This is a genomic window from Haloarcula ordinaria (assembly GCF_029338275.1).
GTDB classification, from domain to species: Archaea; Halobacteriota; Halobacteria; order Halobacteriales; family Haloarculaceae; genus Haloarcula; species Haloarcula ordinaria.
In genome coordinates this window covers 1,148,287-1,169,534 of sequence record NZ_CP119789.1, presented here as the reverse complement: position 1 = coordinate 1,169,534, position 21,248 = coordinate 1,148,287, and the positions used below count along the sequence as shown (strand labels likewise).

General features: G+C 56.6%; 21 protein-coding genes and 1 pseudogene. 7 read left to right on the top strand and 15 right to left on the bottom strand.

The annotated features are described in order from the left end of the window. Window positions 1–367: 367 nt before the first annotated feature. On the bottom strand, window positions 368–1,252 hold the full coding sequence (locus tag P1L41_RS06170) for an alpha/beta fold hydrolase (protein WP_276297988.1): 885 nt from the start codon (window positions 1,250–1,252) through the stop codon (window positions 368–370). 110 nt (window positions 1,253–1,362) lie between these two features. Between P1L41_RS06170 and P1L41_RS06165 the strand changes: the two genes are divergently transcribed. Further along, window positions 1,363–2,103 (top strand): helix-turn-helix transcriptional regulator, encoded by a 741-nt coding sequence (locus tag P1L41_RS06165; RefSeq protein ID WP_276297987.1) that lies wholly within the window; start codon window positions 1,363–1,365, stop codon window positions 2,101–2,103. Window positions 2,104–2,662: 559 nt separating this feature from the next. On the opposite strand, the gene P1L41_RS06160 is transcribed toward P1L41_RS06165, so the two are convergent. Beyond that, entirely contained in the window at window positions 2,663–3,184 is a 522-nt protein-coding gene (locus P1L41_RS06160; RefSeq protein ID WP_276297986.1) for a hypothetical protein, read from the bottom strand. 327 nt (window positions 3,185–3,511) lie between these two features. On the opposite strand from P1L41_RS06160, the gene P1L41_RS06155 reads away from it, so the two are divergent. Next, window positions 3,512–4,345: a cupredoxin domain-containing protein gene (locus P1L41_RS06155; protein ID WP_276297985.1), complete on the top strand. Its 834-nt coding sequence runs from the start codon at window positions 3,512–3,514 to the stop codon at window positions 4,343–4,345. A gap of 341 nt (window positions 4,346–4,686) precedes the next feature. Here P1L41_RS06155 and P1L41_RS06150 read toward each other — a convergent pair whose 3' ends face one another. The 8 genes and pseudogenes from P1L41_RS06150 to P1L41_RS18615 form a co-directional block, all read right to left on the bottom strand. Continuing rightward, window positions 4,687–6,402: a hypothetical protein gene (locus P1L41_RS06150; protein ID WP_276297984.1), complete on the bottom strand. Its 1,716-nt coding sequence runs from the start codon at window positions 6,400–6,402 to the stop codon at window positions 4,687–4,689. A 745-nt stretch (window positions 6,403–7,147) separates the two neighbouring features. Continuing rightward, window positions 7,148–7,432, bottom strand: coding sequence for a type II toxin-antitoxin system RelE family toxin (locus P1L41_RS06145; protein ID WP_276297983.1), 285 nt, complete (start codon window positions 7,430–7,432; stop codon window positions 7,148–7,150). Beyond that, window positions 7,422–7,718, bottom strand: coding sequence for a ribbon-helix-helix domain-containing protein (locus P1L41_RS06140; RefSeq protein ID WP_276297982.1), 297 nt, complete (start codon window positions 7,716–7,718; stop codon window positions 7,422–7,424). Before P1L41_RS06140 ends, P1L41_RS06145 begins: the two co-directional genes overlap by 11 nt. Window positions 7,719–8,079: 361 nt before the next feature. Continuing rightward, the gene (locus P1L41_RS06135; protein ID WP_276297981.1) at window positions 8,080–8,424 is read right to left on the bottom strand and encodes a DUF5615 family PIN-like protein; all 345 of its coding nucleotides are present in this window, start codon (window positions 8,422–8,424) and stop codon (window positions 8,080–8,082) included. A 1-nt stretch (window position 8,425) separates the two neighbouring features. Continuing rightward, on the bottom strand, window positions 8,426–8,719 hold the full coding sequence (locus P1L41_RS06130) for a DUF433 domain-containing protein (protein WP_276297980.1): 294 nt from the start codon (window positions 8,717–8,719) through the stop codon (window positions 8,426–8,428). A 390-nt stretch (window positions 8,720–9,109) separates the two neighbouring features. Beyond that, a complete protein-coding gene (locus P1L41_RS06125; RefSeq protein WP_276297979.1) occupies window positions 9,110–9,490 on the bottom strand; it encodes a cupin domain-containing protein in 381 nt (126 codons plus the stop codon). Window positions 9,491–9,684: 194 nt separating this feature from the next. Continuing rightward, window positions 9,685–10,938, bottom strand: a complete 1,254-nt coding sequence (locus P1L41_RS06120; protein WP_276297978.1) for an inorganic phosphate transporter — start codon at window positions 10,936–10,938, stop codon at window positions 9,685–9,687. A gap of 80 nt (window positions 10,939–11,018) precedes the next feature. Continuing rightward, window positions 11,019–11,238: pseudogene (locus P1L41_RS18615) on the bottom strand (DUF1328 domain-containing protein). 173 nt (window positions 11,239–11,411) lie between these two features. On the opposite strand from P1L41_RS18615, the gene P1L41_RS06110 reads away from it, so the two are divergent. Together P1L41_RS06110 and P1L41_RS18610 are read left to right on the top strand one after the other, a co-directional pair. Next, window positions 11,412–11,906: an amphi-Trp domain-containing protein gene (locus P1L41_RS06110; protein ID WP_276297976.1), complete on the top strand. Its 495-nt coding sequence runs from the start codon at window positions 11,412–11,414 to the stop codon at window positions 11,904–11,906. A 280-nt stretch (window positions 11,907–12,186) separates the two neighbouring features. Next, entirely contained in the window at window positions 12,187–12,387 is a 201-nt protein-coding gene (locus P1L41_RS18610; RefSeq protein WP_419181089.1) for a DUF7501 family protein, read from the top strand. A 375-nt stretch (window positions 12,388–12,762) separates the two neighbouring features. Here the strand turns inward: P1L41_RS18610 and P1L41_RS06105 are convergent, their stop codons facing one another. Continuing rightward, window positions 12,763–13,569 (bottom strand): HpcH/HpaI aldolase family protein, encoded by an 807-nt coding sequence (locus P1L41_RS06105; protein ID WP_276297975.1) that lies wholly within the window; start codon window positions 13,567–13,569, stop codon window positions 12,763–12,765. A gap of 646 nt (window positions 13,570–14,215) precedes the next feature. Here P1L41_RS06105 and P1L41_RS06100 point away from each other — a divergent pair. Then, window positions 14,216–15,223: a tyrosine-type recombinase/integrase gene (locus tag P1L41_RS06100; protein WP_276297974.1), complete on the top strand. Its 1,008-nt coding sequence runs from the start codon at window positions 14,216–14,218 to the stop codon at window positions 15,221–15,223. A gap of 653 nt (window positions 15,224–15,876) precedes the next feature. On the opposite strand, the gene P1L41_RS06095 is transcribed toward P1L41_RS06100, so the two are convergent. Continuing rightward, window positions 15,877–16,152: a hypothetical protein gene (locus tag P1L41_RS06095; RefSeq protein WP_276297973.1), complete on the bottom strand. Its 276-nt coding sequence runs from the start codon at window positions 16,150–16,152 to the stop codon at window positions 15,877–15,879. Window positions 16,153–16,486: 334 nt separating this feature from the next. Here P1L41_RS06095 and P1L41_RS06090 point away from each other — a divergent pair, with 334 nt between their 5' ends. Next, entirely contained in the window at window positions 16,487–17,395 is a 909-nt protein-coding gene (locus P1L41_RS06090; protein WP_276297972.1) for a DpnII family type II restriction endonuclease, read from the top strand. A 9-nt stretch (window positions 17,396–17,404) separates the two neighbouring features. On the opposite strand, the gene P1L41_RS06085 is transcribed toward P1L41_RS06090, so the two are convergent. Continuing rightward, entirely contained in the window at window positions 17,405–18,325 is a 921-nt protein-coding gene (locus P1L41_RS06085) for a DNA adenine methylase (protein WP_276297971.1), read from the bottom strand. A 106-nt stretch (window positions 18,326–18,431) separates the two neighbouring features. Between P1L41_RS06085 and P1L41_RS06080 the strand changes: the two genes are divergently transcribed. After that, window positions 18,432–18,653, top strand: a complete 222-nt coding sequence (locus P1L41_RS06080) for a transcriptional regulator (RefSeq protein ID WP_276297970.1) — start codon at window positions 18,432–18,434, stop codon at window positions 18,651–18,653. Between the two features lie 13 nt (window positions 18,654–18,666). Here P1L41_RS06080 and P1L41_RS06075 read toward each other — a convergent pair whose 3' ends face one another. Both P1L41_RS06075 and P1L41_RS06070 read right to left on the bottom strand, forming a co-directional pair. Beyond that, entirely contained in the window at window positions 18,667–19,224 is a 558-nt protein-coding gene (locus tag P1L41_RS06075) for a hypothetical protein (RefSeq protein ID WP_276297969.1), read from the bottom strand. A gap of 1,742 nt (window positions 19,225–20,966) precedes the next feature. Continuing rightward, complete coding sequence (locus P1L41_RS06070) at window positions 20,967–21,197, bottom strand: hypothetical protein (RefSeq protein WP_276297968.1); 231 nt, start codon at window positions 21,195–21,197, stop codon at window positions 20,967–20,969. Window positions 21,198–21,248: the final 51 nt, after the last annotated feature.

The window sequence follows — 21,248 nt, the reverse complement described above, 5'->3', positions numbered from 1 at the left end:
ATAGACGCCGACACTCAGCATCAAGACCGGCAGGGCCGAGTGACCGACTCGCGACCTCTATTCAGCACACCCGCAGAAACCTCACCGAACGCTGTCAGAAGTGGTGTGCAACACTCAAAGCGTCTATGCATCACCCCATCACGGTTTAGTTCAAGCCGCTACCTATGAATCAACTCCTCAGTCTTCGTACATAGTAATCATTCTCCAACCGTTCTTCTACGCGCTGTATCTCCGGCATTAGGGCTTCCTTCTCGATTTTGCCAGGGCTTTGCCTAACTCTATTGCGGCGGTGGCGACTTCAATTTGCCCTGTAGATTATTCGGCGGCCGTAACGCCCGCTCCGTCGCCACACGCCCGACAGCCGCGCTCAGGCTGGCACCCGCATTCCGAGGAACGCGTCGAGCAGTTCCACGAGGCGCTCGGACTGGTCCTCCGGGACCAACGCGTACGCATCCGCGACCCGCTCAAGCCGCGCGTTCGGGAACTCGGTGACCAGTCGCTCGGCGTCCGCGACGGGGAAAATGGGGTCGTCGGTCCCCCAGACGACGAGGACGGGCCGCTCGAAATCGGGGAACGACGCAGCCGCCTCGTTGGTGTAGCGCGGTTCGACGCCGAGCAGCGCCCTCCGGAGGTCACGCCGCACCTCCGGCTCACGGGTGAGCGAGTCGACGTAGCCCGCGAGGACGCTGTCCTCGACGGGGTGTTTCGTCAACAGGCGGAAGGCGAGTCGTCGGACCGTCGCCGACCGGAGCGACCGGGCGAACAGGCCGAGGACACCCGGCACCCGTGCGCCGATGGTGAACGGCTTGGCCGCCAGCGGCGGGAAGTTGTCGTACGCATCGCAGTTCACCAGCACCAGCCGCTCGACCCGTTCGGGGTGTCGAGCGAGGAACACCTGACAAATCGCGCCGCCGGTGTCGTTGCCGACGAGCGTCACCCGGTCGACTTCGAGGGCGTCGAGGAACGCCGCGAGCAGGTCGGCCAGCCCCACGGGCGTGAGGTCGGCGTCCGCGTCCATCGGCAGTCGGTGGCCACCGAGTGGGAGCGTCGGGACGAGACAGCGGTGGGACTTGGCGAGCGGCCCGGCCACGTTCCGCCACAGATCGCCGTTCACGAACGCGCCGTGGACGAAAAGGATCGGGTCCCCGCTCCCGACATCCACGTACTCAAGAGTGCCACCGGTCAGGTCGACCCGCGACCTCTCGTTCACCGCGCCTGGCCAGGCCGCCCCGTCTGTCTCCGGTCGTGTCATACCGGGAGGAGGCGTCGTACGGGCCTCAAGACACCGGCCGGGAAATTCCGAGCCGCTCGGAATCGGCTCGCGATGGTAGGACTGATGTACCGTTGACGTGACGGGATGGTATGGACGGGTCGGATCTCACTGAGTTGCTGGGCCTCCGGCACGAAATCCTTCGGGCCATCGTCGACAAGCCACGCCCACGTCACGAACTCGTTGACGCGCTCTCGGACTCGAAGTCGACGGTCTACAAGGGCCTCACACAGCTGGCGGAGGCGGGGCTAATCGAACGAACCGACGGGGGATTCACCCCGACGCTGTTCGGCGTGGCTGCACTCTCGCGGTTCGAGTCACTTGCGGACACGGCCGGCTACGGAGACCTGCTCGTGGACCTGCCGGGGGACGCAGTGGACCCGGCGGCGCTCGTGGGCGCGACAGTCGTCCGGCCCGACGACTCCGACGCCGAGCGGCACCTCGAAGCCGTCTGGGACCTGCTCGCGGGCGCCGACCGGGTCCGAGGCATCGCACCTGTCGTCTCGCCGGGATATGTCGATCGGTTCCGGGCGATACTCGACGCCGGACTGGACGCCGAACTTGTGTTACCGGCGGGCGTCGTTGAGACGCTCCGCCGGGACCACGGCGATGCGCTCGCGGACGTGGCCGAGCGTGCGGCCCTCTACGAGACGGCCGACCCCGTCCCGTACGGCGTCATCGTCACTGACGGCTCGCCGGCACGGATGGCCATCGAACTCCGCGAGGGGGCGCTCATCACCGGCCTGATAACGAACGAGACGCCGGCCGCGGCGGCGTGGGCGCGGGAGACGGTCGACCGATACCGCGAGGGCGCGACCCCAGTAGAAGTGTAGACACGACTCACTCGACCAGCACGCTCTCGCCGGCCCGCACCTTCTCATCACGCTCACGCGGCTGTCGGCGGGCGAGCGGTAGCCGTCGGCGTCGACGTGCGTCAGTTGTCAGCGTAGCGGTCCGCGGAAATCCTACATCGACACCCTAGGGTAAGCGATTCAACAGCTTACCGAGGTACTGACAGAAACCTCGCTGATCGGGAGTTCCACGCTGCGGATATTATTTCGGCACTCGAACCCGGGATCTCAACTACGTAATTCTGGCAGTGAACAACATACAAATCCGTGTATCAATGATTTTCACCAACTGCCTTGCGAGATACGCGCCCTGTACTGATTACTCCAACCACCCGTAATTGGGGGACAACTGCCTGCGAGATATGCGCGCTGTATGCAGCAGTGAATTTTCGAACTACACAGGGTCTGTCAATATATAGGTAACCGATACAGAGGGTGGGTCTACCACTCCTTGTGCTTACGTTGCACGGTCTCTGTGTGCGACACCCAGGTACGGGTATCAGCTCGTCACGGACTGCCCACTTAGATGGTTAGTACTGAGTTAGGCTTCGATGTCGGCCATGGCGTCATCCAGTGCATCCAGGAGTTGGGTATTGCTTGGAAGGTCGCTCCACGAATACCGGTATGTCGTAGCAGTCGTTCCAGCTGCTGCGGCAACGAGCAGATGTGGTTCGGGAGTCGCTTCACTCTGCCCTTTCGATTGGAACGTCTCGCGGTAGACATCGCTCTGCGTCCATTCTATCCACGTACTCTGGGCACTGTCTCCGAGGAGGGCGACAGCGCGTTCGTCTGCAAGCCACGTCACCGCCTGTTCGGCGTCGACTGCAGGGTTCCCATGTATCACAATGAGATCTGCATTGGTTGGTGCCTCGACTGTCGGGAGTCGATCTGGGATTCGAAGTCCGACATCGTCACTCCGATAGACCGGGGTATTTCTGAGGTGGTTGTAGGAGGGAGTCGGCGTGGGAGTGGAGGTACTATCGGAAAGGGCCGAACAGCCGGCAAGCACCACGGCGGGGAGGGTGGTCATGGTTTCGAGGAGCCGGCGGCGGGGGAGCTCCATGGCTACCCCGACGCACGAACGGAGAAAGAAGGTTGCGAAGACTAAAAGCTACAGTTGAGCGTCCGACCAGTGGCCCACGTCAGTCGACGCGATATGCACCGCCACGATATCTCTGAGAGCAATTCGACCCGAATGCTGACTATGCGTGCTGTATACAGCAGCGTCTGGACGAACTGCTCAGTGCCTGTCAGTAACGGTGTTACCGATACATCGGTTGCTTGTAACACTCGTCCAACGCAAACGCATGTTTAGAGGCCGTCCAGACTCTGCTTTTCCAGACGGTATCTCCCCCAACAAATATTGCTCGATGGGGTCGAATTCACCGTAATGGCGCGGTGGACACGACGGTCGCTCCTCCGAACAGTGGGTGTCGCCGGACTCGTCGGGACCACAGGCTGTTCCACATCGCTCCCTGGAGTGCCCCCATCAGAGCCCCGTGTCGATGTCCAGCCCAACTGGTTCGAACCCGGTCGGCTCGTCATCGACCCCGGTGAGACGGTCACGTGGTGGAACATCGAAACCCTAGAGCACACTGTTACAGCCTACGAAGGTCGAATCCCCGACGATGCGGACTACTTCGCAAGTGGTGGATTTGACTCCGAAATCGCTGCTCGAGCCGAACAGTCGGATGCCGGACTCCTTGGTCCGGGCGATCGCTTCGAGCACCGGTTCACTGTCCCCGGACACTATCATTACTGTTGCCTGCCCCACGAGGATTTCGACACGATGGCCGGCAAAATCGTCGTTCGAACGCCGGCAGGCGATATCCCACCACCTCCCGAGGTCGTCCAGCCCGATACCGACCACGTCGTCCAGATGGGCCCGATAGCCTACTACCCGGAGTCATTGACAGTTCGACCGGGTGACAGCGTCGGCTGGGTGAACGGGACGGGAATCGCCCACTCAGTCACCGGCGAGGACGGCGGACAGGCGATCCCCGAAGGAGACGATAGAGAGTTCCCGGAGAACGGCGAGTACTTTGCCAGTGGGGGATTCGATTCGGCGGAGGCCGCGGTCGAGGACTGGCTGACGGCTCGGAAGGGTGATGTCCTCCCTGAGGAGCCATTCGTTCATACGTTTGAGGAAGCTGGTACGTACCCGTATCTGTGCCTCTTGCATGCCCTCAATATGGTAGGAACCGTGACTGTACGTAATGTGTGAACTGCCGACTCCACAGACCACCATTCTTTCCGTCGATGTGGCCCGGCATGTGCTGCATACGCGCGCCGTATTCAGCACGGCCGATAGAATCCACTCGATTTCTCTCGGGAGCGGCGTGACCGATACAGCGAATGTAATCAGCAGCTCGGTTCTCTGTGAGTTCGTTCTAAACAATCGCTTGGCAAATGCGCTGGGACTCTCTTCGTCCTCTATCAGCGGAAGGTGGTGCTCATCCAATCGATCTGAGACACAGGATAGCACCGACGTTCGATACCGATGGATGAACTCTTGAAACGGGACGCTGAGCGTCGCGAATGGTACACCAGAGAACACCGAGGCTCTCAGTTGATCGATTTCGACAGCTCTGCCCCTGCTTTGAACTTCACGTCTTTCGATGCGTCGGCAGCCCCGACGAAGTGCAGTACTGGGGCATCGAGCGCCGTTATGACGGCTGACGGGTGGATGTCGGGATCTTGGTCGTCACAGTCTTTCGTGTCGTGATTGGCGAGTGCTTCGCGAGACTGGACTCCCCAACAGTATAGGTCGCCGTCGTCTCTGCACACTGAGTGGGCATCCGCCGGCAAGTACTCGGCGTCCAGATCATACTGGCCCTTTAGCGTGATGTTCGAGTATTTCGTCCGCCCAGGCTTTTTCCGAGTGCCGCTATCGCTGGCCATCTTCGCGAGGTCAAGACCGCCGTCATCGATGTCCGAGCGCGTGACGCCGGTGACGACGTTCGGGCCGTCGGCGACCAGCAGTGTCGCAGCGTTCTCGTAGAGTGCACCGTCGTCTATGTGCCAGCCGCCGACGTAGAGCAGCTGGTCGTCATGGCGGATCCGGCGCACGTGGAATAGCGCGGGCATCGGAGACGGGCAGTCCGGCGGCGTCGCTGCCACGGGAACGACGAACGTCTCGGACACGGTGGCCTCCCCGGAAGTGGTCTCATCGCCCCAGGACTCCAACTCCTGTATGATTACCGGAGTCGACTGCCCATTTCCACAGCATCCGGCCGTGACGCGTGTAATCGGCTCGGACCCGTCGACATCCGGCGACGCACCGGTGACGACGACGCCGCCCGAGGTACCGAAGGCGGCGACGTTGCGAGACGTCATTCCCCGACGGATGTCCTTCTTGTCGATGCCACGAAGCTGTGACCCGACGGCGTCACCGACTTCGAGCGTCGACGTGAGGAGAGTCCGGCACGCGAGGTCCCGATGGACCGCGACCGCCCGGTCGCTCTCGCCGCAGCTATCGGCGCCGCGTTTGCCGAAGAAGTACGCGAGGACGCGCTCGAGCGTGAGTTCCTCCGCAAGCGCCGGCCCGCCGCCCCGGACGCGGGCGTCCGGGAGGCTGACGACGAAATGCTCGCCGATCGTCGGCTCCGCGTCGAGGTAGTCGTAGAGCGATTCCGTGCCGTCCAGGAGTCCGTCGTCGTCGCTGTCGAGGTCGTCGAAGATGTCGTCGACGTCGCCCTGGACGATGCGGCGGGCCTGCTGGAGGGACCGCTTCGCGCTGTCCCACTCGCCTGCGTCCATGGCGTCGCTCGCTTCTCCGGCGAGCTGTTGAGCAGTCTCTATGTTCTCTCGAATCGTCCCGCAGCGGTCGGTGGAGCAACGGTTGATTCGATCCCCTTTCTTCAGCGCCTTCGTGGTCGCGTTGATGAACGCGTCGAGCGTGGCCTTCGCGTCGTCGGTCGTCCGGTCGTCCACGGCCTCGATGGCAGCGTCGGCATAGACCAGTAGCGCCCGCTCGATGTCGAGGAGCGTCAGGAGGTCGTCGATACCGTCGCCATCGACGTCGGGACCGGGCCACCAGATGCTGGTCGGTTTGTTCGACCGCGTGGCGTTGTAGTCCTGTGCCTTCGTCGTCGTGCTGGTACTCCAGCCGTCGATTTCGATCCGCTGGCCCTCGGCCTGCAACGTTGGCGGAATGAATCGCACGTCGACCGGCCCGCTCCGGTAGAGATCACCGGAGGTGTCGAGCGTCTCCGATCCTGTGTAGAATCCCGCCGGCGACGCCGTCCTGTTCTGTACTATCTGGTCGCTGGCGCTGTCCAACAGCCCCTCAAGCGCACTACAGCCAGCTAATCCGCTCAGTGCGCCTGCTCCGCACGCGGCGAGAATCGCTCGTCTCGTCGTTCCGGGTTCGTCAGTACTTTTCCCGGCCTGGCGTCTCAGGTCGCTCGATATACGATACATAAAACGAGTACACAAACAACTTATAAGTATATAAATTAGTAGTATATGATAATAAATAGCGTATCAAATCCTGTTCGGTGTCAGCCGCACTGATCGGGGAAACAGCGGACAGAGCGATGGTCCGGATTCGTCTCCTTCCAGAGACACGCACTGTATCCCGCACTCGCTGCCAGATGTTTCTCGAATCTACCAGAAGCGGACCACGGTCAGTCCGCGGTGAGTCCGCAAACGGGTGTACTGTATCGCACCGGTTCGGTCGTGATCACACCGAGCGGACTCGATACTGCATACACGCTCTGTATTCAGCACAGCCGTCGAAATGGATCAGGGCTCAAGACGATTAAATGCAGCAAATCACACGACTGTGAGGGGTACATCACGAACCGTGACGGAATCGATTTGATATTTGTCGGCAAAACAGCCGTATCAGGCCATCTAATCGCCGAATGTTCGATAGAGACTGAGTGGACTCGCCGGGATTGAGCGAACGCGTCGCGTTCGCGATGTGCGAGAGACGCCGGTGGCGTCTCTCGGGATACGATGACGCTGCGTGAAAGAATCGATTATATCGGTCCGTCGTCCGGTGATTTCGCGTGTGGGGAATCTAATCGTCGTCAGCAGTGTAGGCACCGCTTCGGTGTTCGATGCGATGAACTTCCAGTACCGATCCGCTCCGGTCGAGTGTACAGGCGAGTCGATACTGCCCGACTCGGAGTTTCGAGAATGGACCACCAGTTAGCGGTTCGAGAAAATCGTCGGGTTCGCGCCATTCTGACTCGACGATCTCATCTAACTTCGAGACAATTCGGTCCTGTACGTGCGGGTCGAGGGAATCGAACTGGTCGGCCGCCCTCGTCGTGAACTTCCACGTCCACTCGTCACTCGTCATCTTCGTCTCGATCCATCATCTCGACGACTTCCTCACGCGACACTAACTCTGCGTCGCCAGACCGCAGCTCGTGTTCACTGGCAGCAATCTGTTTCCATCCCTCGCGAGAAAATTCGGGGTGCTTCACCGCGTCGCGTGCTGCGTATCGGAGGAACTCATTCCGAGAGTTGAATCCTTCCTCTTTCCACGTCGTGTCGATATCTTCGAGAAACGCCTTGCTCAACCGGAGGTTGATTTGGACCATCTCTGGCCCGTCGTCGCCAGCCGTGGTATCTGCATCAGACATATACAATTGCTTTACGAGCGCATATACAAAATCTTGCCGCTGGACTGAACACGAGAGCGGCGTCTGGTGAGGTGTGACTCATTAAATAGCCTCTGTCATAGAGCGTGATGGATTCACGAGGAGTTGATCACGCCCTCGAAGATCGGCCACAGAGCACTCCTAACGGGAGTATAAGTAGGAATGGACTCGCCGAGATTGAGCGAACGCGTCACGTTCGCGATGTGCGAGAGACGCCAGTGGCGTCTCTCGGGATACGATGACACCGCGTGAAAGAATCGAGTATGTCAGACTGCCTTCTGGTGGTTCCGGAAATACTCACTGCACCGCTTGCGGCAAAGCTGTATCAGTCTTCATGGGCGTGTCACACCCACGCGTCTAGTTCTTCACGACCAGTGAACGCGTCTCGGTCTGGATACGCATCGACAAGTGCAATGAGTGCTGCTGCGACTCTGTAGGCTGGCATCGTATCGTCGTACAGAAGAATGATTCCAGCGTGAGAATCTGATGGTAGTGCGCCGAAATCGTTCACATCGCTCGTTACGATGATGCGGTCCTGTTCACGAGCGTAGGGAAGTACGTCAGCTTCGTCGTCGGCACCTTGTCCAAGCGTATCCCGAACGTGGGTTGCATCCAGCGCTTCTTTCTCCAGATACGTCGCTACTTTCGGGTCGATATTTTCGTCGAGCAGAAATACCCACTCGGACATCTCAGGCTGTGTCGGGTTCGACACCCTCGGGGCGGTCGATCGACTCTCGGAACGATTCGATAGCCTCCTCACGCTCGGCTTCGACGTCGCTCATCTCCCGTGGGTGATCGTGGTAGTACGCAAGGGCGTGGTAGACGTCAGCCACGTCGAGGTCGTACCGGTCGGCGACAGCTTCAGGATCGACATCTCGTTCCTCGACGAGCGCGTACACCTGGCGGACGCTGATACGCCGCCCGGTGATGTGGGGTTCGCTCAGTAACTCGTGGGCGATCCGCCGCGACTCGCGCTCGGCCATACCGGTTTCTATCGCCCGCTATCGCAAAAACGTTCGCACAACCAGAGAGAACAGTAGTCCAAATCGAGCTGCGTTTAAATCGAATCCATCACGCTCTGTGACGAATGCTATTCGATTTCATAACGACCCCGAGAAAGAACGGACAGAAGCGTTGTAACGAGGATACAGCGAAGAATGGACTCGACGGGATACGATGACGGGACGTGAAAGAATCGATTAAACCGGGCCGTCTTCCGGCGGTTTCGAGAATCGTCTCACCACCAGCGTTGAGTCAATGATCAATCCCACAGATCAAGAGTGTATCCCGTATCTGTCAGTACCGGCGTGCGAGATACAGAGGGTGGATTCGGCACCCATCCCGTGTCAGTCGAGGTTGCTCTCAATCGTCATTCACATAGCGGGTGGGAGCGGGCCAAGTCTCTTCATCTCATATTTCGGGCTGGCGGCCATCATGCGTTCGAGGTCCTCTTCTGTCGGGCCGCGATACTTGGGGATCTCTCTCGTCTCAACGGAGGTTCCGACCTCCCGGAAGAAGTCCCCCATTCCGGCGGGTACAAAGATAGCGAGGACGTGGAGAGGGTCATCACCGGTGACGCGAAACCCGTGCGGCTGATTGGCTGGAACGAATCCGGTTTCACCCGGCGTCAACTGATGCGACTGCCCGTCTACATACAGCGTCATCGTTCCCTCAAGGACGTAAAACAGTTCATTCGGCGGGTGCGTGTGGAGGTTGTGCTCTGTACTGAGCGATTCGTCGGAACACTCGTTCATCGCGGGCAGGACTCTCTCGCTATATGAAGATAGAGCCGGGGATGAGGTGTTGGTCACGGGAGCGACGAGGGATACAGCGGTTCGAGCGAACCGTAGATACTTCTCGAGAACCGAACCAAATCGATTGACGCTCTGTGCCGTGGGTAGCACAGGAGACCGGCCGGAGACGTGGACGTACTGAACTCAGGGTAGGCCTACAGTACCAAGGCAAAGAGGAGATAGGAGCTGACGACCGAGAGCGATGGCGCGAGAATCCAGAGGATGACGATTCGGCGTGTGGCAGCTCGATCGAACAAACTCTCTGCGCTGAGTTCATCGACGTGTTCCTCCCCGATCGGGGGAACCGCTGTGTCTCTGTCCCGTCGACCCGGTCGCTCGCCAGCCATACTGCTCGCCAAGTCGCCGACTGTCGGGCTCAACGGTGGGTCATCCGAATCCGTCGACGCGGCCAGCGCACCCGTGGTGAGGCCTGCACCCAGATCACCCTCGACAGATGGGGTTGCGATCTCTGCGAGCGTGACAGCACGACTCGCTCGGCCCCAGCCGAGTCCGATAATACAGCAGGTCGTGCTCACCGCGAGGCTCGCCGGAATACCGAGATACGAGAGAACAGTGATGATAGTCGCTCCGATGCTCGAGACGACGAGTGCGGCCAAGATGGGGAGATCGGTGATGCCGTCACTGACCGTCGCGAGCGTCCGTCGGGCGATCGTGAACCCTCCGAGGCCGATGGCAGCGACGGCGAGCACGATGCCTTGCTCGAGGGTAATCGACCCATTCCCGACGAGCGGTGCGACCGCATTCGCGGCGTTCGACGCCCCTGCACTGAACCCCATGTAGCACGCGATTACGATGACCAGAAGCGAACCGACGAGGTCGCGTGGGGCAGCGTTCGTATTGAGCCGTAGGCGCGGAACCCTGCCCGATCGGTCGAGTTGGACAAGGTGCCGCTCGAAGCGCGTAAACGACAGGCGAACTTCTAACTGAGGGTACAGATACCGCCCGACGATGGCACCAGCCACGAACCCGAGCAGTGGCGCAACGATCCATGCGGAGATAATTGTGAACATCAACGCCTCGTTGAGCGAATCCGTCGCGAGACCGAGCCCGACGATGGCACCGACTGCAGTCATCGATGTCGAGGCGGGAACCCCGTAGAGGTTCGAGACCAAGAGCGACAGACCAGTGAAAAACAGGACACCGACGGCAGCAGTCGGCGAGAACTGCGCCGCCGGAATGATGCCGTCACTCATGGTGGCAATGACGTTCCGACCGACCGTCCACGCACCCAGAAACGCGAACAGTGAGAACAGGGCTGCGGCAGTGACTTTCCTGAGGAGACGACTCCCGACGGCCGGCCCGAAGGCCACCCCGGTCGACGACCCACCGATATTGAACCCGACGAACGCAGCCACGAGCAACCCTACGACAACCAGTGTCGATACCATGTCACCTGGGCCTCATCATACTGGTTCCAAGTCGCCGGTTCACGCGTTGTGCGTCTCATCGAGGGCAGTTGGGGGTGAGTCTACAGAACGAACGTCACGATAGCGAGGACGATGAAGATGATAACAAGCCATTTTGCGATATCCATGCTGAGTCCGGCGACTCCTCGGACGCCGAGCACCGCCGCGACGATCGCGAGTAGCAAAAAGAGGACTGCAAGCTCGATGAACCCACCCCCCGAACTGCAACAGCACCGCCTGGACTGAGACAGCACTATCTAGAGCTCCGTGTGAAGCTATCATAGCATATCTACGGCTCCCGAATATGTTAACCCCTGACATATTCATCTCCATCCTGTTTTTGATTAACCGGGTGACTCTGTCTGGGCGGCATCGATTCATCCGATTAATCAGAACACAGTCTCAGTCGGAAATTCGGGGCTACTATTCTCTCGCCAACCGTATTGGACTGTACTGTGTCCCGAGACGACTACGGAAATGAACTGACAGCCGGTCGGGAGGAGATTGCATCCATACTAAGCGGTGTGGCGGAGGGAATTCGCACAGGAACCGTTCGGTTAGGCGATAGCCCGGATGCCGTGACTGTCGAGACGCCAGACGAACTCACGCTGGAAATCGAACTCGAAACCGAAGACGACGAGATGAGTCTGGAACTGGAGCTGGAGTGGACCGTATCGAGTGACGTGTCTCCTGTTTCGTCCCCCGACGTTACTCCCGAGGGTGAGGACGAGGAGACCTCCCGTTTGGGAGCTACCGATGTAGCACAATCACTGGCTCGATTCGAAGTCTACCGGGCCCGAGATGAGGAATGGCGCTGGCGACTCCGCCATCGAAACGGGAACATCATTGCGACCAGTGGCCAGGGGTACACCCGAAAACACAACGCCCTGAAGGGCTTCCGGAGTGTGATAGCGAATTCGGCAGACGCAACAATAGTTGAAGAGACATGATAGGGAAAATCAAGACCTTACTTGGTCGACTGAACACGAGGTCCGCCGACGGTGTCGCTAACGCCTGGTCACATGGTCGAACGTTGGTCAGCGAGGATGGCGAGATGGCGGACGAAACCACCACGGGCGGTTCTGACACCGTCTCATCACCGCACCTCTACGAGTGCCCATCGTGTAATCGAGTCTATGTTGCCACCGACAAACGCACGTGCTCTTCGTGCGACATTGCCCTCGATCGCGCCGCATAGACTGACGACAGTACTCTGTTCAGAAATAAAATATGAAATCAGACAACTCACACCCACCGCGAGATTCCACGGAGTGGGATACCCCCGACCTCTGTCCGTTCTGTGGCACGGCCTTGCGAGACGGGGGAGCCGGATTCATGGAACACATCGAGACAGCGGATACGTGTCGGGAACGGTTTGGGGCGTGGTTGGAGAACATCAGTGGCGATATGGGGAGTACGTGGACGGGATAATCCCAGGTCAATCACGATCTCTGTCATCCCGGGAGACCTCAGTCTGTAATGACGCCGCCACTGCTTCGGCGTGCGCTCGCGCATCTTCCAGACGACGTACCCACAGGGACGGCCTGAATTGGCATCGCTATCTGTCGCTTCGGACGTCAGAGTCGGTCGGGAGACAGTGACTTCGTTCAATGGTTCTCATCGTATATCGTCCCGGTAAGAGATATCTCGCCGTTTGTACGCGGTGACTTCTCCGAGCCATTCGACGGAGTTCTTGAAAATCTCCATGCCACCGAGGAGCAATGCACCCGCCCCGATGAGGACTCCGAGGTTCAACAGCGGAATCGAAAATATCTCGACCGAGTGAGGCCTAGCTGCGTGTTCAATTCAAGCGTCGTTCCCTTCGTAGGCATCGAACCAGCCTGTGACGACCTGCTTGAGCGCCCCGGTCGTGCTCCCGAGGTTCAGCATCTGGTAGCCGTTCGTCACTTTCTCGTTGACATCATCCATCCCGAATCCGAGGCCTGCAACGGGGACGCCCGCACCGACGGCCGTCGATCGAACCGTCTCGACGGCTTCCTGCACTTTCGGGTGATCGATTTCACCGGGATAACCGAGCGACACCGAGAGATCAAGCGGGCCGATGAAGACAAACCCCAGCTCCGGGACAGCGAGGATGTCATCCAGATTCCCGATTGATGCCTTGGTCTCGATGGTCACACCGACGAGGGTTTCCCTGTCTTCGGTCGCAATGTAATCGTCAGCGAGACCCCAGCGAGACGCCCGTGGCGAGGACAGTCCCCGATCACCGGGGCCGTCGTCGTAACGGAACCGTGCGGACCGAACCGCATCGCGGACTTCGTCGGCGCTTTCCACGCGGGGGAGGAACACGTTTCTCACACCGAGGTCCAGCGCTTTCCGGACGAGCGTTGGATCCGTATCGGGAAGTCGGAGAAGTACTTCCACATCCGTTCGTTCGGCTGCGCGGAGCAGGTCTTCCAACTGACGTGCATCCCACGGGTTCGGTCCACCGTGTTCGAGGTCCAACCAGACGAAATCAATACCGAGTTCACCGTAGAACTCCACGAGCGTCGGGCTGTACGTATTGTCGAGTACGCCGAGAGCGACACCTCCGTCGTTCAGGGTAGCGGCGAGATCGTTGGCTGGCTGTGAAGCTTTCTTTTCGTTACTCATCGCAAGCGGGGTATTCGGTAGCCACGTATAAAACACATTACAGTTTTCATCGCACACGGGATTGTGATTAATCGAGAGATAGGTGGTAGTCGGACGATCGCTGAGTGGGTACGGCTCACTTCCATCGAGGATCTATCGTGGAATCGTGAGTAGTACAACTCATGGTCCTCGGACGTTGGTGTCGGTGAAGGCAGAGCCCTCAACGGTGCATTTCGTGAGGCTCCGGACGGGACATCTGATGCGGGCGCAGCATACGTGTTTTCCACGTAGAAAAGCAGACTCAGTAGACTCAACTTTGCACGATTCGCGCTGTGTATTCAGCACAACCGTTGAAACACTTCAGGGCTCGAGACGATTGAATGCGGCGAACCACACGACGACAGAGGGTGCGTCATGAATCGTGACAGAATCGAGTTAATTGAATTCGACAAAATGACCGTTTTAGGCCCTATAACCGCCGAACAGCCGATAGAGAATGAGTGGACTCGCCGGGATTTGAACCCGGGGCCTCTACCGCCTCGGGCAAGATGGCCCCATAACCGCAAGATGGGGCCGCCCTCGGCGGCCGTGGCGAAGGCACGCAATGCACTATCCTGCGTGCCCGCATCCAACTGCGTGGACTCGTTCGGTGATACGAGGTACGAGAATGAACGCAATCCCACCGCACGAAGCGAAGAACCGATACCTGAAAGACAAATCTACCGACGTAACCGACTCGACGCTGTCGAACTACCGCACTACGTTGAACGGATTCTGTGATTGGCTATGCGATGAGGCGGGAGTGAAGATGCTCAACACCCTGACGAGTGACGAGATTCAGCAGTTCAAGGAATGGCGGCTGGAACGTGTGAAGACCATCACGCTCAAAACCGATATGACCTGCATAAAGGGATTCATCCACTTCTGCGAACACATTGACGCTGTCCCTGAAGGGATGCATCAGTTGGTTCGCGTCCCAAAGCCGAACCGTGAGGACGAGGTTGCTGATAGCATTCTGACGAGCGATGAGGCAACCGAGATTCTGGCCTACCTCGAAAAGCACGAGTACGCGAGCCTGCGCCACGTCATCTTCTCGATTCTGTGGAAGACTGGAATGCGACGGAGTTCGCTTTACGGACTCGACAAACGTGACTTCGAGGACGGGGCGAACCCATACCTCCGCGTTCGTCATCGGCCAGAAACCGAAACGCCACTCAAGAACAAGAGTCGGGGAGAACGTGACGTGCGTATAAGCGATGAGGCCGCCAGTGTGCTACGTGACTATCTCCGGTTCAACCATCCCGATGATGAGGATGAACACGGACGCACGCCGCTACTCACGTCGTCTCACGGGAAACGATGCGAGCCGTCTACCATCCAGCGGAACATCTACACGGTGACTCGCCCCTGTCACTACACGGGGAAGTGTCCGATGGGACGCGACCTCGATGAGTGCGAAGCGACCTCGTACAATACCGCGAGCAAGTGTCCTGGCTCTGTGAGTCCTCACGCACTCCGACGTGGCTACGTCACCGAGGCGCTGAACGCAGGTCAACCAAAGGACGTGACTGCCGACCGTGTGGATATGAGCCACGAGGTGATGGATAAGCACTACGACAAGGCGACGAAGAACGAGCAAATGGAACGGCGGGAGGACTATCTCGTGGACGTGTAGAGCACTATCAATTCACATCGAGGCGCTTCGCAATCCACACGACGAAGTTCGGATTTGGGTATAGTAACCATCGGACAGTGCGCCCAATGACACCCCTATCTGTGTGCTTGGTCATTTGTGCATGACGACGTTGGTAAGTAGCCACTCCGAGTTTTGAGACAGCGAAAAGTTCCGCATATCCCTCATCCAACCACCAAATTAGGACTATCGGGATAGTTAGGAGTAGAACCGAAATTAGTGTAGTCACGGTGAAAGTCGTCAATTGTCCCAATTCAGGTACAGAGAGAGCGAATCCAAGCCATCTGCCAATCAGCACGGGAACACCTATGATTGCTAAAAATGTCAAAGGAATCCTTAGAATGATACTCGCTACACTCAGGATTGTAGGGGTCTTCGTATGGCCCACTTCATGCAAGAAGACATAATCTTTCACACTATCGGGAACGTTACTCAATCGGTCTTCGTTCAGTAGTATCGTCCCGAACGGGGTACACTGCCCCGCCGCAGACCAATCCTCAGCATCTATCCAGAACACTTTCTGTTCTTCATTATGGCTCTGGTATGTTTCCTCTCTGCTAACCCCACTGAAATCAAGCGCCCTCGCATAGCCCCGGGTGAGCCATCTTGAAAGTCGGTCGTGAACCCGCATGGTGCTAATCAAATTTGCTTCCGAGATACCACAGAATGGTCATTAATGCGAGGCCTGTCACAGCGAGTTTAGCGAACTCCGAGGGCGTGGTGATGAAGATACTCAAAAAGCCCCGCAGTATCTCCTTAGGGTTATTCAGGTTTCTGAGGATGTGAGCGAATCCGAGGATGTAGTCCATTGGATGAAGTAATCCATCCATGTAGAGATACGCAGTGATTAGCCCCCAACCACTGGTCAGCATCCCGAAGAAGTACTTGACTGCACCAGTTTCGTACCCCATGTTTGCTTAATCGCCGCCAAGTGTCAAAAAGATAGGCTGACCGTAGTGAAAGTAAACGGGCTAATATTCTTTTCTCACTAATTCCTTGGAAGTTCGTTCTGTTTCGCTTAATTGAGTCGGTACGCGAGGACGCCGCGCGTTTTGACCTGGTACACTACTCGCTTAGACCCACGTATGCCGAACCAAGACCAGTCTGTTTCGCTAATTAGAGTGGTGAAAAGAAGGCTCCACGCGATGAGGCGGTGATGTTGGGATATTTAGAGACGTATCTTAGCCGACCCATTCAATTCGGATGTAAAGGACGCCTTTCTATCAATTCTGTTTTTTATCAACTATGCCTATTCGTCAGCATCGTCCCCAAACGGACGAGTTCGTAGATGAGTTTCAAGAAACTATTGTCCCCTCCGCTATCCCTTCGACAGAGTTCATTGACTGGAGCGGGATTGAGGACGAAATCGAAAACTACGAAGTTCAGATTGATGCGATTCTTGACCTCGAAGATGTTTCCGAAGATAAGTTTGTGGAAGGGCTTGCAGATGCTTTGATGGCCGCCGATGATACTCGAAAATGGATTGATTTCTACTTCGAGATTCTCGGGGAGCGAGGCAACAAATACAGCGCCCTCGAAGGTGTCTGGAAGTTCTACGATATTCAACGCGCTATCGACTCCGGTGACAGACAAGCCGCTCGTGACTTGGCTGACATACTCCAAGAAATTGGCCTCCAATACGTCGTGGACAAAGCAGATGTTCGTGACCACTATCGGGGGATGCTCGTGGGGATGGAATCTCACGCCCGGAAAAACCGGCAGGGAGAGTGCTTCGAGGATTTAGTGGGTGAGCAGATAGCCGAAATTGCTGACCGACTCAATAACGCCGGATACTCCGTCGAAATGGACGATGAATACACGACCGAGTACAACGACGAATCAGGGCAGAAGAAGACCGTGGACTTCGCGCTGTTCGAGGACGGTAATCTCCGGCTCGTCGTGGAAGCGAACGCCTACAAAGTCGGTGGAAGCAAGCCCTCCGAGATACGCCGTTCGTACAACCACGTCGCTCAACGGATGCGAAACGACGACGTGGCGTTCGTCTGGATTACCGATGGACAGGGATGGGAGAAGTCACTCACCAACGTACTGCGCGAGAGTTATAACGATATAACCGACCTCTACAACCTCCATCAAGCAGAAACCCAACTTCCCGAAGACGTGGAAAGGTTCTTAGAGACGAAAGAAGTGTAGGGCGACTCCTTAGAAGTCTGCGAGTCCCTGCTGTCCTGCTCGACGCCGCTCTTTTGGCGGAACGTTCGTGGCGATGACTTCATCTACCTCATCTCGATTCTCCGCGTCACTATTGATGGCCCGTGTCGCGCCTTCCACTTCCACGTAGAATCCTGCTTCATCGTACATCTCGTACATCACCCCGCTGTTGCTGAGGATGACGTTCACGCCCCTTTCATCGAGTTTCTGAGCAACATCGCGGAGTTGTTCTTGGTCTTCTTTCCCGAACCCTTCGGCGCTGTAATCTGTGAAGTAGGCCGTCGGACTCATCGGCTCATACGGCGGGTCAAAGTACACCAAGTCGTCTTCCTCAGCCACCTCTAAGATGTACTCGAATCCGGTATTCCGAATTTCTGTATCTTCGAGGACGTGGCTGGCCTTTCGGATTTCTTCGGCTCGAACCCAATCCGGATTACTGTATCGCCCGATGGGTACGTTGAAGCCTCCACTACTATTCTCACGGTAAAGCCCGTTGTAGCACGTCCGGTTCAGGTAGAGGAGTAGGGCCGCTTCTTCGAGTTCATCGTAATCGTCGTCGTAGGGGCGGTTATTGAATAACTCTCGTTGCTGGTAGTAGTAGTTCTTAATCTCCTTTCCTTTCCGGTTGGTATCCGAAAATCGACGGTCAGGGTCGGGGTCAGATTCAGGGTCGTCGAAAGAACGGAGAGTGTCGATTAGTTCCTCTGGTCGGTCGCGTACGTGTTCGTAGAAGTTGATGAGCCGGTCGTTCGTGTCGTTGATTGAGCCATTGGACGGCTCAAGGTCGAAGAATAGTGCCCCACCTCCGAAGAAGGGTTCGTGATAATGCGCGTAGGAGTTAGGGAACCGGCTGTATAGTTCATCGAGGAGTTGCCGTTTTCCACCGGCCCACTTCAGAATTGGGCTGACCATCTTGTTAGCGATTGTTGCGGCTTCAGGTTTAAACATACCCTTTCAATATATGTTGAACGGTAGTCGGTTCTGCACGTTTAAGCCATTTCCTTCTCAACCATCATCTGTGACTGCTGACCGCGATGAGGACTCGGGAAAGTTCACGGAGCAATATCCCCGCGAGGCGTTTCTTCAAGCGGTCAATTCACTTGATAATGCAACGACGGCACGGGTGGCAGATGAAGTCGGTTGCTCGTATGATTTGGCCTACAGACGGTTGAAAGATTTAGAAAAAGAAGGAGATGTGACCCGAACGGAAATTGGGTCGTCTTTCGTCTGGTCGCAATAATTTATTCCGCCCTCTAAATCCGAAGGTTCACCCGGTAAAATGCCTCAACCGGGTGAGTGCCGTTCGAAATATCACAAAATAGAGAGATAGCAAGTTCACTCCCTTTGCGCCCCTCAGGAGTGTTTACACCTTGTTGCTGAAGGATTTCATCAATCTCACGTTGCTTGGAGGCGTCACGGCCATCCGGCTCGTAATTAATATCCTCTTGTTCCAGAATCCAAGCCATTGCGTAGAAGATGTAATCAAGGTTGTACCCCGGTAGCCCCTCTTGATAGGAGGACTCTCGCCACTCATCGAGTTCCTCCTCTACATCATTTCCGTGCCAAATATCCACGAGTGACTGGAGAACTCGGCCCCCTATCTCGCGGTCGTACTGGAGTTTACCAAAGAAATCGATAGCGAAATGAGCGTGTTTGACTGTGACGCCTCGAGGGTGGTGTTCGTTGATTAATTTGACCCGGAAATCTTCTTCTGAAAGTGTTCCTTCCGTCCGAATCAACGTTTGATTATCTGAAAGTTCTTTAACCTCAAGAATTTCGTCACCATTGCTGGTATCTCCTACTTCCACCATTACTAAGAAGAAGACATTTCACAGAAATAATACACCATTACAGATGTATTGAATGGTATTAGTCAACAATCAAAGCCACGATGAGCGGACTGTCTCCCATTCATTCACTTGCCAAAAAGTTAAATCATTTGCGAGATGAAAGACAAATGACTCGGAAAAATATAAGTAAATAGTGTATAGTGGCAAACCTACCAGATAAATTTAGTAAATTGTTGCCCTGTATTTCACGAATCCGGGCCTTGGGTTCCTACTGAGAGTCTCCGAAACGCAGAGCAGGCTCGTAGAGCGGTTTATTTTCTTAATACGATGTGTCCCTCTCGGAGTTATCAGAAACGCCCTCACGGGTCGTATGTAGCCACGGGTGGCTTCTCTCACTCCACTCAGTCGGTGGCTCTCGGTGGTGTTCCTGATTCACCCCGAAATTGGCTTGAAATCACTCTGTCATAGGACGCTCCGTGCGGCTCCCTACGCGGTTTCATTTTTCTTTGATGAAAGGTACTCGACCGTCCACGAAAGCCGTCCACCGGCTTATCAGAGTGCTTAGGATTGACGAGAAGATAGGTGGAGAGTCAGGGTGTCGAACTACACATCGCCCTCACCCCAAGCGTCTCGCTAAGAATCCCTCCAGATGGTACTGTGTCGTTCCTGAGACAACCGTTCGACTGAGAGGATACTTCCCCCTTCCTCGGTGCCTCGAACATCCACAGCCACTCGTCGTATGGCTGAGTGGGCTTAGAAGCGATTGTGCCACGTCTCGTTCTGCGGCGTGCCCCACGCGGGCGCACTGCTGTAGCGGCACATCTATGGGCACTACTGGGTGAGGCTACATGCACTACCATATCACTATTCCATATTCAATTCAAAGAGAATTAACGCGATGAGGGGGAGTGTATGTAACAGAACTTGGCGGTAGAATTTAACCTCATGTATTGAAGTTCATCGAATTGAATTAGAATTGTCCATAGTACCAGTCTAATAGTCGTTCTAATCTATACTTCAGAGAACTGCAGTTATTGAGTTGCTATACTTCTTGTATGGCCCACCTGGAGTTAGAACTGTATGGCATTCGTTGAGTGGCAACGCGAACTATCGGCTTGACCTCCGCGCCGCCTCATCGCATATCTCCTCGTGGTCGTGAGCGCGACGAGAGCGAGTAGGCGAATAACTATCAGAAAAAACTGTATTAGTAGAAACTGATACTAATCCAGTCCCAATGCTCGCGCGACTTCCTCGGGTGGCTCCGGAGTGAACTCCCATCCCCAATAGACGTAGGGACACTCCTCTTTAAGATATTCTCGATACTCCTCATCGCTGTCTTCCAGTCGCTCCTTGATTTCGAGGCGACCGTCAGCGAGCCAGTCGTCGTGGTCAGAGATGGACGTTCTTCTCGACGTGGGGATAAGAAAATCAGTGTTCACAAAATTGCATACTCTCCATACACTCACCTTTCCATTTCTCTCGTTGTCGAAAATTCGACGGACTGGCGAGCCACACAGCCCGCGAGGTCACATTCCCGTCGAAAGCCATCGACATATCGCAATCGCTCCGAAATTGCTTCGAGAATCGAGATATTTCTCGCACGGGGTTACGTAAGTCCGCGCCCGCGCTCACCCGTCGTGTGCTAACCGGGCAGTCGGCTTCCCACGGGCAGACTCATACACACAGCCGTCGAGCCTACTGTAGTGCTGTTCATAAGTTGGAGTGCGATGACGGGGCGGTGAGTTACCACGAATTAATTCAGATTACTTTTCTGAAATCCACCAGATTGAGTTTCGCCCGCCAATCTTCTTGCTGTCCAGCCGGCCCTCATCGCGTAGCGACACGAGACGGTTATACACGGAACGCCGTTCGAGTGGTATCTGCTCGGCCACCTCCGCAGTCGAAAGGACGGGGTCGCTCGTCGCGTGAAAGACCTCCAAAATCTCCTCGTCGGTTACGCTTGGTTTTGGTCCCGGAGTAGATTTTTCGCCCATATGGGACAGTCTCGCTCTGTCTACTAATCACTTCCCTCTAAGGAATAGACT

What these genes read in the sequence shown, in the direction of transcription:
- P1L41_RS18610 (WP_419181089.1), top strand. Translation starts at nt 12,187, where the DNA reads ATGAAATCAGACAACTCACACCCACCGCGAGATTCCACGGAGTGGGAT.
- P1L41_RS06090 (WP_276297972.1), top strand. Translation starts at nt 16,487, where the DNA reads ATGCCTATTCGTCAGCATCGTCCCCAAACGGACGAGTTCGTAGATGAG.
- P1L41_RS06140 (WP_276297982.1), bottom strand. Translation starts at nt 7,718, where the DNA reads ATGTCTGATGCAGATACCACGGCTGGCGACGACGGGCCAGAGATGGTC.
- P1L41_RS06095 (WP_276297973.1), bottom strand. Translation starts at nt 16,152, where the DNA reads ATGGGGTACGAAACTGGTGCAGTCAAGTACTTCTTCGGGATGCTGACC.
- P1L41_RS06085 (WP_276297971.1), bottom strand. Translation starts at nt 18,325, where the DNA reads ATGGTCAGCCCAATTCTGAAGTGGGCCGGTGGAAAACGGCAACTCCTC.
- P1L41_RS06105 (WP_276297975.1), bottom strand. Translation starts at nt 13,569, where the DNA reads ATGAGTAACGAAAAGAAAGCTTCACAGCCAGCCAACGATCTCGCCGCT.
- P1L41_RS06165 (WP_276297987.1), top strand. Translation starts at nt 1,363, where the DNA reads ATGGACGGGTCGGATCTCACTGAGTTGCTGGGCCTCCGGCACGAAATC.
- P1L41_RS06160 (WP_276297986.1), bottom strand. Translation starts at nt 3,184, where the DNA reads ATGGAGCTCCCCCGCCGCCGGCTCCTCGAAACCATGACCACCCTCCCC.
- P1L41_RS06120 (WP_276297978.1), bottom strand. Translation starts at nt 10,938, where the DNA reads ATGGTATCGACACTGGTTGTCGTAGGGTTGCTCGTGGCTGCGTTCGTC.
- P1L41_RS06075 (WP_276297969.1), bottom strand. Translation starts at nt 19,224, where the DNA reads ATGGTGGAAGTAGGAGATACCAGCAATGGTGACGAAATTCTTGAGGTT.
- P1L41_RS06070 (WP_276297968.1), bottom strand. Translation starts at nt 21,197, where the DNA reads ATGGGCGAAAAATCTACTCCGGGACCAAAACCAAGCGTAACCGACGAG.
- P1L41_RS06155 (WP_276297985.1), top strand. Translation starts at nt 3,512, where the DNA reads ATGGCGCGGTGGACACGACGGTCGCTCCTCCGAACAGTGGGTGTCGCC.
- P1L41_RS06145 (WP_276297983.1), bottom strand. Translation starts at nt 7,432, where the DNA reads ATGACGAGTGACGAGTGGACGTGGAAGTTCACGACGAGGGCGGCCGAC.
- P1L41_RS06170 (WP_276297988.1), bottom strand. Translation starts at nt 1,252, where the DNA reads ATGACACGACCGGAGACAGACGGGGCGGCCTGGCCAGGCGCGGTGAAC.
- P1L41_RS06130 (WP_276297980.1), bottom strand. Translation starts at nt 8,719, where the DNA reads ATGGCCGAGCGCGAGTCGCGGCGGATCGCCCACGAGTTACTGAGCGAA.
- P1L41_RS06135 (WP_276297981.1), bottom strand. Translation starts at nt 8,424, where the DNA reads ATGTCCGAGTGGGTATTTCTGCTCGACGAAAATATCGACCCGAAAGTA.
- P1L41_RS06100 (WP_276297974.1), top strand. Translation starts at nt 14,216, where the DNA reads ATGAACGCAATCCCACCGCACGAAGCGAAGAACCGATACCTGAAAGAC.
- P1L41_RS06125 (WP_276297979.1), bottom strand. Translation starts at nt 9,490, where the DNA reads ATGAACGAGTGTTCCGACGAATCGCTCAGTACAGAGCACAACCTCCAC.